At 45.6% G+C, this 13,249-nt stretch carries 15 protein-coding genes; 12 read left to right on the forward strand and 3 right to left on the reverse strand.

The annotated features are described in order from the left end of the window. Window positions 1–99: 99 nt before the first annotated feature. Window positions 100–825, reverse strand: a complete 726-nt coding sequence (locus tag MADE_RS00295) for a 3-deoxy-D-manno-octulosonic acid kinase (protein ID WP_012516581.1) — start codon at window positions 823–825, stop codon at window positions 100–102. A 93-nt stretch (window positions 826–918) separates the two neighbouring features. Between MADE_RS00295 and MADE_RS00300 the strand changes: the two genes are divergently transcribed. The 8 genes from MADE_RS00300 (at window position 919) to glpG (ending at window position 9,836) form a co-directional block, all read left to right on the forward strand. Beyond that, on the forward strand, window positions 919–1,923 hold the full coding sequence (locus MADE_RS00300) for a glycosyltransferase family 9 protein (RefSeq protein WP_012516582.1): 1,005 nt from the start codon (window positions 919–921) through the stop codon (window positions 1,921–1,923). A gap of 89 nt (window positions 1,924–2,012) precedes the next feature. Next, window positions 2,013–2,486 carry a hypothetical protein gene (locus MADE_RS00305; RefSeq protein ID WP_012516583.1) on the forward strand — a complete coding sequence of 158 codons (474 nt, stop codon included), beginning with the start codon at window positions 2,013–2,015 and terminating at the stop codon, window positions 2,484–2,486. Continuing rightward, window positions 2,483–3,658 (forward strand): TonB-dependent receptor, encoded by a 1,176-nt coding sequence (locus MADE_RS00310; RefSeq protein ID WP_012516584.1) that lies wholly within the window; start codon window positions 2,483–2,485, stop codon window positions 3,656–3,658. The genes MADE_RS00305 and MADE_RS00310 overlap by 4 nt, the downstream gene beginning before the upstream one ends. A 9-nt stretch (window positions 3,659–3,667) precedes the next feature. After that, window positions 3,668–6,112: a putative bifunctional diguanylate cyclase/phosphodiesterase gene (locus MADE_RS00315; RefSeq protein WP_012516585.1), complete on the forward strand. Its 2,445-nt coding sequence runs from the start codon at window positions 3,668–3,670 to the stop codon at window positions 6,110–6,112. A gap of 158 nt (window positions 6,113–6,270) precedes the next feature. Further along, window positions 6,271–7,467: a glycine C-acetyltransferase gene (locus MADE_RS00320; RefSeq protein WP_012516586.1), complete on the forward strand. Its 1,197-nt coding sequence runs from the start codon at window positions 6,271–6,273 to the stop codon at window positions 7,465–7,467. Further along, on the forward strand, window positions 7,464–8,489 hold the full coding sequence (tdh, locus tag MADE_RS00325; RefSeq protein WP_012516587.1) for an L-threonine 3-dehydrogenase: 1,026 nt from the start codon (window positions 7,464–7,466) through the stop codon (window positions 8,487–8,489). Before MADE_RS00320 ends, tdh begins: the two co-directional genes overlap by 4 nt. Beyond that, window positions 8,489–8,800 (forward strand): thiosulfate sulfurtransferase GlpE, encoded by a 312-nt coding sequence (glpE, locus tag MADE_RS00330; RefSeq protein WP_012516588.1) that lies wholly within the window; start codon window positions 8,489–8,491, stop codon window positions 8,798–8,800. The genes tdh and glpE overlap by 1 nt, the downstream gene beginning before the upstream one ends. A 172-nt stretch (window positions 8,801–8,972) precedes the next feature. Then, entirely contained in the window at window positions 8,973–9,836 is an 864-nt protein-coding gene (gene glpG / locus MADE_RS00335; protein WP_012516589.1) for a rhomboid family intramembrane serine protease GlpG, read from the forward strand. A 120-nt stretch (window positions 9,837–9,956) separates the two neighbouring features. Here the strand turns inward: glpG and MADE_RS00340 are convergent, their stop codons facing one another. Then, entirely contained in the window at window positions 9,957–10,370 is a 414-nt protein-coding gene (locus tag MADE_RS00340; protein ID WP_012516590.1) for a flagellar basal body-associated protein FliL, read from the reverse strand. A gap of 148 nt (window positions 10,371–10,518) precedes the next feature. Here MADE_RS00340 and MADE_RS00345 point away from each other — a divergent pair, with 148 nt between their 5' ends. From MADE_RS00345 to MADE_RS00360, 4 genes are all read left to right on the forward strand, one after another. Further along, on the forward strand, window positions 10,519–11,088 hold the full coding sequence (locus MADE_RS00345) for a chorismate--pyruvate lyase family protein (RefSeq protein WP_012516591.1): 570 nt from the start codon (window positions 10,519–10,521) through the stop codon (window positions 11,086–11,088). Further along, window positions 11,085–11,945, forward strand: coding sequence for a 4-hydroxybenzoate octaprenyltransferase (gene ubiA, locus MADE_RS00350; protein WP_012516592.1), 861 nt, complete (start codon window positions 11,085–11,087; stop codon window positions 11,943–11,945). Before MADE_RS00345 ends, ubiA begins: the two co-directional genes overlap by 4 nt. 194 nt (window positions 11,946–12,139) lie before the next feature. Next, window positions 12,140–12,514, forward strand: a complete 375-nt coding sequence (locus MADE_RS00355) for a type II toxin-antitoxin system RelE/ParE family toxin (protein ID WP_012516593.1) — start codon at window positions 12,140–12,142, stop codon at window positions 12,512–12,514. Window position 12,515: 1 nt separating this feature from the next. After that, window positions 12,516–12,821, forward strand: coding sequence for a helix-turn-helix domain-containing protein (locus MADE_RS00360; protein WP_012516594.1), 306 nt, complete (start codon window positions 12,516–12,518; stop codon window positions 12,819–12,821). A 110-nt stretch (window positions 12,822–12,931) separates the two neighbouring features. On the opposite strand, the gene ubiK is transcribed toward MADE_RS00360, so the two are convergent. Beyond that, on the reverse strand, window positions 12,932–13,183 hold the full coding sequence (gene ubiK / locus MADE_RS00365; RefSeq protein WP_012516595.1) for a ubiquinone biosynthesis accessory factor UbiK: 252 nt from the start codon (window positions 13,181–13,183) through the stop codon (window positions 12,932–12,934). Between the last annotated feature and the right edge of the window lie 66 nt (window positions 13,184–13,249).

A 13,249-nucleotide genomic window follows, 5' to 3' on the forward strand; every position in this document is an offset into this window, starting at 1 on the left:
GAATCTTATCGTTGTAGAGGGTTTATGTGTTCAACAAAGGTTAATGTACCACAATAATGACGAAAGTAGAGCGGGCTGCCAAAGGCTTCCCGTGTGCCACTATCGAGAAACTGCATTTCGATAGCCGTCCATGCACCAAGCCCAATGCTTTTCTTCCCAATGAAACACGGGGTTTTTCGCTTTCTCTTTGTGTAGCGAGCGCAATAAGCGGTCAAGGTTACTTTGCTTCCAGCTATCCCCTTGGCGCTTTGAACAACGGTCAAAATCGATAAGCCAAATCTCTTTATCACTATCAATCATGATATTTCGTACGTTTGCATCGTGGTGATAAACTTGGCAATTATGCATAGCAGCAAGTGCATGGCCTACTTTGTGCCACGCTTCTTCAGACAAAGGCTGGTTACACAGTACATGGTGTAGGTCTTGGCTGTCAGGAATGTTTAGGGTAATAAGGTCGCCCCGATAAATGAGGCCTCTGCGATGAATACGTGCAGCAACCGGCACAGGCACGCGCAAACCTTGCGATTGCATGTGTTCAAGTAGCCTAAACTCTTCGAATGGGCGTGAACGTTCAACACCTAAAAACAAATATTGGTCGCTAAGTATCTTTCCAACTAGGCCGCCACGCATGAAATGGCGCAAAACCCAGCGCTGGTTTTCATGCTCAATGAAAATGGTTGTACCACGTCCTTTCGCTTGACCTGTTATTTTGTTTTGCTGTTGCCAAAACTCGGGGTTAAACATTTCCGCGTGGGGCTGTTTGACCAAGGTGTCGTCGAAAATAAAATGGTGCCCAGCACCTATGTCTCGTCGTATTGTCGCCATGTTGCCCACAACTTATGGTAAATTTCACATTCTAATGATTTATTTTGGTTTTTCAGCAACGATAGAGCTTCTGTGGGAAAAAAGATTTGTTTAATGCGCTTATCAGCCATAGGTGATGTGTGTCACGCCGTTGCCATGGTAACTCGAATTCAATCACAGTGGCGCGATGCTGAAATTACATGGGTAATCGGAAAAGTGGAGTATCAGCTCGTTAAGCTGATGCCAAACGTGCGGTTTATTATTTTCGATAAATCACAGGGCAAAGCTGCTGTTGAATCGCTAAAAGCGGCTGTGGCAGGTGAAACCTTCGACGCGTTACTTATGATGCAGGTGGCGCTTCGGGCTAATATGGCCTCGCGCGTTATTAAAGCAAAGCAGCGCATTGGGTTTGACTGGTCGCGCAGTAAAGAGCTGCATTGGCTATTTGCCAACAAACGGGTTGCTGCGACAAAGCACGCACATGTGCTTGAAGGTTTCATGGATTTTGCCGATGCACTGGGTGTACCCAAATCTGACACGTTAACGTGGAATATTCCTGTCACCCCTGAAGATGCGCGGTGGGCAGAGGAACAAGCAAAGGCGCTTGGAAAATATGTGGTTATTTCACCAGCGGCCAGTAAGGCGGAAAGAAATTGGTTACCGCAGCGATACGCCAGTATTGCTGACTATATCCAAGAGTCTGGCGTCAACGTGATACTATGCGGCGGCCCGGGTGAATTAGATCGCAAAACCGCCGATGCGATTAAAGCAGAGGTCAAACATCCGGTGAAAGACTTCACTGGGAAAACGTCACTTCATCAGCTACTCATGTTGTTAAAGCATGCTCACTTGGTGATTGCGCCAGATACAGGGCCGGCCCACATGGCAACCACGGTAGGAACACCGGTTATTGGGCTTTATGCACACTCTAACCCACGGCGAACAGGGCCTTATCACAACCTTGAAAGGGTGGTGTCAGTCTACGATGAGTGTATCGAAGTGCAAAAAGGAAAGCCTTGGAAAGCCCTGCCATGGGGAACACGGGCCAAAGGTAGCGAGTTAATGGAAAAAATATCTGTGGAGATGGTAAAGCAAAAAGTTGAACCATTTATCGCTTAATTTATTTTACTGTAAGGTAAAACAACCAATTATTATCTACACTTAGCGTTGCTAAGTGAACCTCCGAAACAACAGGGAGTCGTTACTGAATGAAAAAGCCCGCTTTGCGATGGCTATCCAAAGTTCTTGCTTATAACCGCCTTACACTTGTACTGCTAGTATTGGCAGGGCCTATTATGGCAGGGCATAAAGTAAAGGCTTCAGAACTTAATGTCATGGTGAACGAAAGTGTGATGGTAGCAGAGCTTAGCCGCTCTGAGCTTCGTCAGATTTTTACTGGGCAAAGACAGTATTGGAGCGACGGCACAAAAATTACCGTATTTGTTCTGCAAGACAGAGACGAACTGCATAAACAGTTTTGTCGCGATATACTCCAAATGTTTCCCTATCAATTGTCTCGTCTGTGGGATCAAATAACCTACTCTGGACAGGGCCTCACGCCTGTTAGGGTAACCTCGTATCAAGCGTTGATTGACGCATTGGAAAATACCACCGGCGCAATTGGTTATGTAGAGCGTACTGATATTGTGAAGCTACGACGCGTAGAGGTAGATTTAAAATGAAAAAGACCATTACTTTTGCGCTTTGGTTAATGAGTTCATGCGCCGCAGCCTCCCACTCTGACTTCTCATGGCACGGCTATGTTGCGCAAGGCGTGACGCAGTCGAAAGGCAGTAGCTTTATTACTGACGATGATAAAATAACGGGTGAGCTTACCGAAATCGGCCTAAATGGCTATTATCAACTAGCTAAAAATGTATCTATTGCCGGGCAAATCAATTATCTCGACGGTGGCAATCGCTTTGAACAAGGTGCGCGCCTAGATTATCTATTTGTCGACTGGAAGTTACCGGATTTATCGGAAAATTGGCGTGGGCAAATTCATATAGGTCGCTATAAAAACAAGCATTGGTTGTACTCAGTAACCCGTGATGTGCCTCAAACGCGCTATACGTCGGTGCTTCCTCAATCGGTTTATTTCGATGGTTTTCGCGACGTGGCCTTGGGCAGTAACGGCATCCAAGCAAACTTTTCTCACCTAGGTTCTCACTACAATTGGGATCTAAACTGGAGCTATGGCCGCTCTCATATCAACGACACCCAGCGAGACTTTCTTTTAGGGAGCGATGCAAACGGCGAAATAAAACAAGACTTTGTGCACCAAGCGAGCGTGTTTTTACAGCCCTCATCACTCACCTGGAAAGTAGGGGCTAGCTGGCTTAACTCAGATTTTCGCTATACGCCTTCATTAAATGACAACCGTCTTTCTGGCGAGGCGAATATCGAGCGTTTAATGTTGTCTGCGCAGTATTTTGCTGAAAACTGGGAGGTGTCCGCTGAGGTTTTACGAGAAATCCAAGACAGTAAAGGGCTATTTGCCCCCGACTTTGCCGAGAAGCGACGCGGCGAGGGAGGCTTTGTACAGTTTAGGTATCTATTTAATAACGACCTAAGTGGTCTTATTGGCTTTGATACCTACGTCAACGACGTATCAGACAGACAGGGCAAACAGTTAGAAGCACTGTCAGGTGGAACGATCCCAGCCTATTTTGGCTACCAAGACACCTACACCATAGGCTTGCGATGGGATATCGCGCCAAAATGGCGATTACAGGGCGAATATCACTGGGTAGAAGGGGCAACTCGCGTGGTCAGTTTGTTAAATCGGGACGTGGTATCTCATGCAGACAAATATTGGGAAATGTGGTCACTGCAGCTGATGTACTGGTTCTAAGGGTAAAAAATGAAGGTCCAGGTATCTTTTACCACCAAAACCATCCTTATTTTATTGGCGATGGTATTAACCGTTGCTATTGTCATTTCGACAGTGCTGATCCAAGAGTCCGAAGCTCGGGTGTTGCTCGAGCAGCGGGAAAGCCAAATCAGCAATCAGCGACGGGTTCAGCTTTTCGAAGATATTCTTCACGGGCGTATGATCACGCTTATTGATGTTATTAGTCGTAAAAAAGGCACCTATTCCAATAACCTAAACGAACTGCAGCAGTCGTTGAGTGATTTAAGCGAGTATTTAACCCTCAACTTTCAAGTAGAGTCGCTTTTATTATTCGATGAGTTTGGCGTGGTAGGCACACCAAATCGTCCAATAGACAACACAATTGAACGGCTTGTCGATACAACACGAGCAACGTTTGAAAGTCGCTCGCTATTGGTTTGTGACAATGTATGTACACACTATATCTCCATTCCTGTTATGGCGGACAGCGACACAATTCCTATCATTGTAGTTTCCACATCAATGCGTGAGCTTTTGTATTTGTTCAGCCGCGCCACAGATGTGCATAAAGTTGCCATTGTCCAAGCTAAAAAAATGCCGGCAGGGAAAACAAAACTTGCTGTAGCTAGCCAAGTATCTGCGGCAAATCGACAGTATCTGCAATCGCTTTTTGATGTCTTGCCAGAGCAATGGCGTATCGATGATTTAGTGATAAAAGGCTTAAATGTAGTGCTTGATAACCAGCAACTGCTTGTAAGCTTATTGCCCTTTGACCATGCCTCTGGCGATCATCCTTACTTGCTGATAGTGCAAGATGTATCGGCTATGGTACGACAAAACGAGCAATATCAATATGTGGTTATTTCAAGTGCCATTGGGTTATTCCTGCTGTTCTCGTCACTGCTTTACGTATTTCTAAATCAGTACCGAATCAGGTTATTAAATGTAAGTGAACGCTTACCAATGCTGGCGGAGCATAAATTTAAAGAGTTCTATACGATTGCAGCAAAACGCAGAAAATCGCCTATTTTTAGACTTACTGATGAACTCGATGTCGTAGAAGAGGCGGCGAATAACCTAGCTCGTCAGCTTGAAAGCTTTGACGGTCAAATGGCAATAAATACCGCGAAGCTTGAAAAGATGGCTATGTTTGACGTGCTTACTGGCCTGCCCAATCGAAATATGCTGACTTTTCAAATTGAAAAGCAGTTGGCCAGCTCTATCCGCGATGACAGGTTAGTGGCGTTAATGTTCATGGACTTAGATGACTTCAAAAAAGTTAACGACAGCCACGGCCACGATGTGGGCGATAAATTATTAAAAGCGGCAGCCATGCGTATTTCTCGTCCCATTAGAGATTCTGATATCGCGTCGCGTTTCGGCGGTGATGAGTTCGTTATATTGCTATCAAACATAGAAAGTAAACAGCACGTCGATAAAGTCGCACAAAAAATTATCGATGAATTCATAGATCCAATCATTGTGGATGGCGTGACATTTTATGTGTCTATCAGTATCGGTATTGCTATCACTAGTCACTCGCGTGCAACACCGGTAGAACTGTTACGTCATGCAGATATCGCCATGTATGAAGCGAAAGCCAAAAAAGGCGCTGCGTTTAAGGTCTACGATGCCACAATGAACTTAAAAGTGATGCAAAAAGTTGAGTTGGAGTCTGAGGCGCGCGAAGCGTTGAGGGATAACCAATTCAGCTTGGCTCTTCAGCCACAAATCGAAATGCACACTGGGAAGCTGATAGGGTTTGAAGCGTTACTGCGTTGGTATCACCCTAAAAAAGGGCACATTTCACCAGCTCAGTTTATACCGCTGCTTGAAAATACGTCTTTTATGCTAGAGCTAGACTATTGGGTGATAGCACGCTCTACTCGCATAGTTCGCGATTTTAAAAACAGTGGTTATCCCGATATTAAGATTGCTATTAATCTCTCAGCCGGGCAGTTTTTAGCCCCCACTTTGCCTGAGTTTTTACAACAGCAAATCATTAAAAACGATATAGCGCCCAACCAAGTTTGCCTAGAGCTTACCGAAACGGTGCTGGTGTCCGACATTAAACGTGCAACGAGCATCATGAGAACCATTCGAGAAATGGGGTGTATGCTGGCCATTGACGACTTCGGAACCGGTTATTCCTCGCTTAGCTATTTAAAATCGCTACCGGCTGACTATATTAAAATTGATCGCTCGTTTGTTGCGAATATTGCTAGCAGTGCCGACGACAGGAACATTGTTCATTCCACCATTTCCATGGTGTGCAACATGGGAATGCAGGTGGTAGCCGAAGGCATAGAGACCAGTGAGCAATACGAACTGCTGTGTCATTTCGACTGTCATATCGGACAAGGCTACCTTATAAGTAAGCCCATTTCAGAAGCCAATATTTGGGACGTGTTAAATGACAAAGTGGAATATAACTTCTGGAAAGACTTCACCTAGCTATGCGTTAACACCTTGCCCGTAAACCCTGTTCGCGCAAGTGTGCTGAATAATTTACAAACTTGGTCGACAAACCCATTAAATACAGCGCAAGGGTGTGTACCCTTTAATGCGCTTTCATTAAACTACGGGTTTTATACCTATATTCGGAGAATGGCATGTCTGCGGCGTTTATTTCTCACTTGCAATCGCAAATTGAAGCCACGAAAGAAGATGGTTTGTACAAAAAAGAGCGTGTAATTACCTCACAACAGCAAGCTGATATTGGCGTTGCTGGCGGCGAACACGTCATTAATTTTTGTGCGAACAACTACCTTGGTCTAGCAAATAACGAAAGCTTAATTGAAGCAGCGAAAAACGGCCTAGATAGCCATGGTTTTGGTGTAGCATCTGTACGTTTCATCTGCGGTACTCAAGACATTCACAAGCAGCTAGAAACCTCAATCAGCGACTTTTTAGGTACAGAAGATACCATTCTTTACCCGTCGTGCTTCGACGCCAACGGGGGCTTGTTTGAAACGCTACTTGGCCCAGAAGATGCCATCATCTCTGACGCGCTTAACCACGCCAGTATCATTGACGGCGTACGCTTGTGTAAAGCTAAACGCTACCGCTACGCGAATAACGACATGGCGGCGCTAGAAGAGCAGCTCAAGCAGGCCAATGCCGATGGCGCGCGCTTCAAAATCATTGCCACTGACGGTGTTTTTTCAATGGACGGCGTTATTGCCGACCTCGCTTCTATTTGCGATTTAGCCGACAAATACGACGCTATGGTAATGGTCGATGACTGTCATGCGACAGGCTTTCTTGGCGAAAACGGCAAAGGCAGTCACGAATACTGCGGCGTAATGGGCCGTGTAGACATTATCACCGGTACTTTAGGTAAAGCCCTTGGCGGTGCGTCTGGTGGCTATACGTCAGGTAAAAAAGAAGTAGTGGAATGGCTGCGTCAGCGTTCGCGCCCTTATCTTTTCTCTAACTCAGTTGCGCCACCTATTGTTTCAGCGTCACTTAAGGTGTTTGAAATGATGAAAGAAGGCGATGAGCTACGCGCAAACCTATGGCGTAACGCAAACCACTTCCGCAAGCGCATGGAAGAAGCGGGTTTCACCCTTGCGGGTAAAGATCACGCTATCATTCCTGTCATGCTAGGCGACGCTCGCTTAGCCAGTGAAATGGCTGACAAACTGCTGGAAAAAGGCATTTACGTTATCGGCTTCTCATACCCTGTAGTGCCAAAAGGCCAAGCCCGAATTCGTACGCAAATGTCGGCAGGTCACAGCCTTGAACACGTTGATAAAGCCATAGATGCATTTATCGAAGTAGGCCGTGAAATGGGAGTAATTTCATGAAATCGCTAGTAAAAGCGAAGGCGGAAAAAGGCATTTGGCTGCAAGACACGCCAAAGCCGGAAGTCGGGCACAACGACCTGCTGATTAAGATTCGCAAAACCGCTATTTGCGGTACCGATATGCATATCTACAACTGGGATGAATGGTCACAAAACACCATTCCCGTGCCTGTGGTCGTCGGTCACGAATACGTAGGCGAAGTAGTGGGTATGGGGCAAGAAGTAAAAGGCTTCGAAGTAGGTGACCGTGTGTCCGGTGAAGGTCATATTACCTGTGGTCATTGCCGAAACTGCCGTGCTGGCCGCGTACATTTGTGCCGCAACACCGAAGGTGTGGGTGTAAACCGCCCGGGGGCCTTTGCCGAATATTTAGTTATTCCTGCCTTCAACGCGTTTAAAATTCCAGACAATATCAGCGACGACCTAGCGTCCATATTTGACCCATTTGGTAATGCTGTTCATACCGCGCTAAGTTTCGACTTAGTAGGCGAAGACGTACTTATCACAGGTGCAGGACCTATCGGCATTATGGCGGCTGCGGTCGCCAAGCACGTTGGTGCGCGTCATGTTGTGGTTACCGATATCAACCCTTATCGCCTTGAGCTTGCTAAAAAAATGGGTGCTACTCGCACTGTTGATGTCAGTAAAGAAAACCTACAAGACGTTATGGATGAGCTGGGCATGTCAGAAGGCTTTGATGTAGGCCTAGAAATGTCGGGCGTGCCGGTAGCCTTCAGAGACATGCTGAACAAAATGAACCACGGCGGCAAAATAGCCATGCTAGGTATACCGCCACAGGATGTGGCAGTCGACTGGAACCAAGTTATTTTCAAGGGCTTGGTAATAAAAGGTATTTACGGCCGTGAAATGTTTGAAACCTGGTACAAAATGGCGAGTTTGCTGCAAAGCGGTTTAGACCTGTCGCCTATCATCACACATACCTTTTCTATTGATGACTTTCAGAAAGGGTTTGATACCATGGGGTCAGGACACTCAGGTAAAGTTATTCTGGACTGGCAATAATGACAACATTTTCACACATTAGCGTCAACGACGTTGCTAACTTTCAAGGCGACGTAACCATTGTGGACATACGCGATCCTCAATCGTTCGCTAATGGACACATGCCGAACGCGGCACCGTTAAACAATGACAACTTTGCCGCGTTTATCGAACAAACGCCCAAAGACATCCCAGTGGTTGTAGTGTGTTACCACGGCGTTAGTAGCCAACAGGCAGCACAAGTGATCGCACAGCAGGGCTTTGAAAGCGTTTATAGTATGGACGGTGGTTTCGAAGCGTGGCGACTGGCGAATCCGGTGGTAACGGCATAAGTTACATCATGCAGGATGTGACGTAAGAACATAACAAAGGTGCACACGGTGCACCTTTGTTTTATGCTTTGCAGAACTAATACATTCCAGTATAAAGGTGTTACGCACCGCACCCACATTATACGTAACATTGCGTTTATCTATTTTCTGCTTTCGGGGTAACAAAAAGCCTATGGGTCATCCTTTAATTGCGTTTAATCAACAAAGTCCAGCGCACCTTCTCGCTAACTACTTAACCAGTCAGAACATTACGGCCAACGTTGTTCAAAGCGATAAAGAATTCGTGGTAGTACTTAACGAAGATGCGCATATCGACCGCGCAAAAATCATAGCGGAAGACTTCTTAGCGAATCCTACTCACCCTAAGTATCAGCAGGCTGCGTGGGACAGCGGTAAGAATGTGCAGCTTGCGCCCTCAGGCAGCGGCTTTTCTATGGGCAATATTATTACCGATGCGGTCAAAGCGCCTTTCACGTCAGTGGTGTTTATACTGTGCGTAGCGGTGTATGGCTTGTCGTTACTTGGCATGTTCGCGCCTATTGCCCAGCATTTACTTATGCAGCCGTTTTCTGTTTTGGCACAAAATCAAGAATGGTGGCGTTTACTCGGTCCGGCGTTCATACACTTTTCGGCATTACACATCATATTTAACCTGCTTTGGTGGGCCATGCTAGGGGCCAAAATTGAACGGACCCTTGGCATGAGCATGTTGCTCATTGTGTTTATCGTATCGGCAACTATATCCAATGCGGCTCAGGCTATTTTTAGCGAACCGGTGCAGGGTAACTTGTATCTATTTGGCGGCTTGTCAGGCGTGGTTTACGCTGTAATGGGGTTTGTGTGGTGGTTAGGGTGGCTACGCCCAAGCTGGGGCTTGTCGCTACCTAACTCTATTGTGGGGTTTATGCTGGTGTGGCTGGTGCTCGGTTATGCCGATATCTTATGGGTAAACATGGCGAACGCGGCGCATACCGCAGGACTGATTTCGGGTTGCCTATTGGCGGCAACATTAAGCCTTGGCTCGGGCAAGCGTTAATTACCAAACTCTCTAATGAGAGCCGGATGCCTAATAGCACATCATTGAACCATTCATACTAAAAAGCGAGCGCATTACACCGGCTCGCTTTCTATTTTTACTTACCCGTTACTCAGCGCACTAGCCGCCCTGATACAAGTACTTGGTAAAGATAACGTTCTTTATAACTTCACCACCGGTTTCTTGTTGCATATGCTCTTGAAGGGCTTTAAGAATGGCGCGGCGAATATCTTCGCGCCCGGTAAGCGACTTCACTTTTTCTGCTGGCTGTTGGCCAAATATTTCAATGGCGGTAGAGCGCAGTAATGGCATGTGGTGTTCCGCAATTTCAAGCTCGTTCACATCGTGAATCATTAGCTCAACCGATACCCGTACGTAACCTAATTTTTGAGCGCTATCGCTAATGTAGTTGGTAACAATTTCTGGTTCTAAACCTAAATAGGCATAATTGGCGTTATCTTGAGCCACTGCCAAGTTTCCACCAAAAAGAAAGAAGCTAAGCGCAAATACACGTAAAACTAAAGGCTTAAGCATAGTGAAGTCCGAAACACCAAAGTAATAAATTCACTGGGTAGTGTAGCAAAACTCTGATTAAACACACTACTGCAAAAGTTTAACCGAGTGAAAATATTTAAACACGACGTGTTATCATACTCACAGATTTATTATTCGGGCTTTTCGTGTGAGTTTTAATGCCACTTTTCCAGTGGGTTTGGCGGTTAACTGGCAAGCACCTTCTGGCATCACAATTCCTAATGCGCAGCTGAAAAACTGGCTGCTTGATACCGGTTCTTTAACTGCGCGGGTGCAGTCTTTAAGTAATCACTTCTCTTTAGAGCTACTAGGCCAGCATACGCAAATACCCCACGATAACGAACTATCGTTACTACACGCTAACGGTGAAACCAGCTATCAAGCCCGAGAAATTTTGCTATGTGGCGATCATCAGCCGTGGGTGTTTGCCCGTTCTATTATTCCTCAAGCGTTTGTAGATAGTGAGCTTTCAGGTCTGGGTCGAGAGCCTTTAGGTAAAAGATTGTTTAACGACACTAGGTTTACACGGTCAGCATTTCAATTATGTACTATGCCCGCCTCTCAATTTGGTATGGGCGGCAACCAAACCTTGTGGGGAAGGCGTTCGTTGTTTACGTTAGATAATTACAGCATGATAGTGGCAGAAGTTTTTCTTCCTGCATCTCCTGCGTATGGCGAAAGTGTCACAAGTAAAGTAGAAAGCGAAAAACAGTTATGAAGCACAATTGGAAGGCATACGCGCAACTTATGCGCCTAGACAAACCCGTAGGTATTTACTTGCTACTATGGCCAACGCTGTGGGCACTATTGATGGCTGCCCAAGGTTTACCGCCATTGGAGATAACCGTAATTTTTGTAGCCGGTGTGGTTGTTATGCGCTCTGCAGGGTGCGTTATAAATGACTATGCTGATAGAAACGTAGACGGGCGCGTAAAACGCACTACACAGCGCCTGCTGGCAACAGGAGAAGCTACACCAAAACAAGCGCTACAGTTATTTGGCGCACTTATCGTAATCGCATTTATCTTAGTGCTGTTTCTTAACTGGCAAACTATCGCGTTATCTGTCGTCGCGCTTATGCTTGCAGCAAGCTATCCCTTCATGAAGCGCTATACGCACTTGCCGCAGGTAGTATTAGGCGCAGCGTTTGGCTGGTCCATACCTATGGCTTTTATGGCCGTGCAAGAAACTGTACCAACGTACGCTTGGTGGTTGTTCATTGCTAACTTACTATGGACAGTCGCGTACGACACCATGTACGCCATGGTAGACCGCGACGACGATTTGCAAATAGGCGTTAAGTCTACCGCTATATTGTTCGGTAAAAACGACGTGCTAATTGTGATGTTGTTGCAGGCCTGCGCGCTAATAATATTGTGGTGTATAGGCTGCACAATTAATGCTACCTGGCCTTACTATACAGCCGTGCTGTTTTCCGCTTTGCTATGCGTGCGCCAATATCAGCTTATTAAACGCCGTCAGCGTGAGGGTTGTTTCACCGCGTTTATTGAAAACCACTACATTGGTTTAGCCATTACGCTTGGTACGGCGCTGCATTTTTATTTGGTTTGGTAAAACTTACCAACAGCAAATTTAGTAGCTATTTAGCGCTGGTATGGCCTTAAGAAATTACAGCACTAAAAGCCTACTCCAATCTGTACCCACGTCCCCTTATAACTTATTTATAGCCAGTCTAAAGTATTTACTCACTAAATGTTTTTAAAGTCGCGCACAAAATGTGCTACTAAGTGTTATGCTTTAGGTGTCAAATGGAATCTATACGCATATATAAATTGAAGTGGTTCAAGAGGTGGGCGAATAAAGAAGGTTTATCAGACAGCTTGATAAAATTAGCAGTTGCGGAAATGCTAGAGGGGTTAGTTGACGCCGATTTAGGTGCAAACGTATATAAAAAGCGAATACCTCTTTTGGGGCAAGGCAAAAGTGGAAGTTTAAGAACCCTCATAGCTTTTCAAGTGGATAATAAAGCCTTTTTTATTTATGGCTTTTCCAAAAGCGCCCGCTCGAATGTTAGTGTTAAAGAAATGAAGTCTTTAAAACTCCTAGCTAAAGAGCTACTGAACTATAGCGAGGAAAAGCTCAAGAAAGCTATTGATTCAGGTAGTGTTGAAGAGGTGAGATAACATGAAAGAAAGCATTTTAGATGTGGTACACAGTACTGCAAAAGATTTAAGCGAAGCCGGAGTAATGGATAAGCAGACTATGCATCAGTTCGATGCATTATGTTTACCCAAACTCAAGCAATACGATGGACAGCGGATAAAAGCAATACGTGAGAAAGCAAGAGTAAGCCAAGCTGTTTTTGCCGCCTATTTAAACATCACGCCATCTACAATTAAGCAGTGGGAGCAGGGGAGCAAAAAGCCTCGAGGTACTTCTTTAAAGCTCTTGAGTCTTGTTGAGCAGAAAGGTTTAGAGATCTTGATGTAACGTTTCTTTTGTTCTGCGCCTTTGCAAAGGCAGAAGAGCATTTCTTTATTTCATCGATCCCAACAAAAAAGCGCCGTAAAGGCGCATTGTATTTTTGAAAGTAGTAAGTACTACTTTTCTGCTAGTTTCGCTTCAAGCTCGGCAATGCGGCTTTCCATTGCGTCTAGTTTTTCGCGAGTGCGAATAAGCACTTGGCTTTGAATGTCGAACTCTTCGCGAGTCACTAAATCTAGCTTCGACAGCTGCGATTGCAAAACCGTCTTCACTCGGCCTTCCGCTTCTTCAGCCATGTTTTTAACGCCTGGTGGTACAGCATCAGCAATTTGTTTCGCTAAATCTTCGAGTTTCTTCGGATCCAACATGGAATTCCCTTATAATGCGCAGCTCAAAATGTGAAAGCTATTCTATCGGTATCGACACGACATGCA

The organism is Alteromonas mediterranea DE (assembly GCF_000020585.3).
GTDB lineage: Bacteria > Pseudomonadota > Gammaproteobacteria > Enterobacterales > Alteromonadaceae > Alteromonas > Alteromonas mediterranea.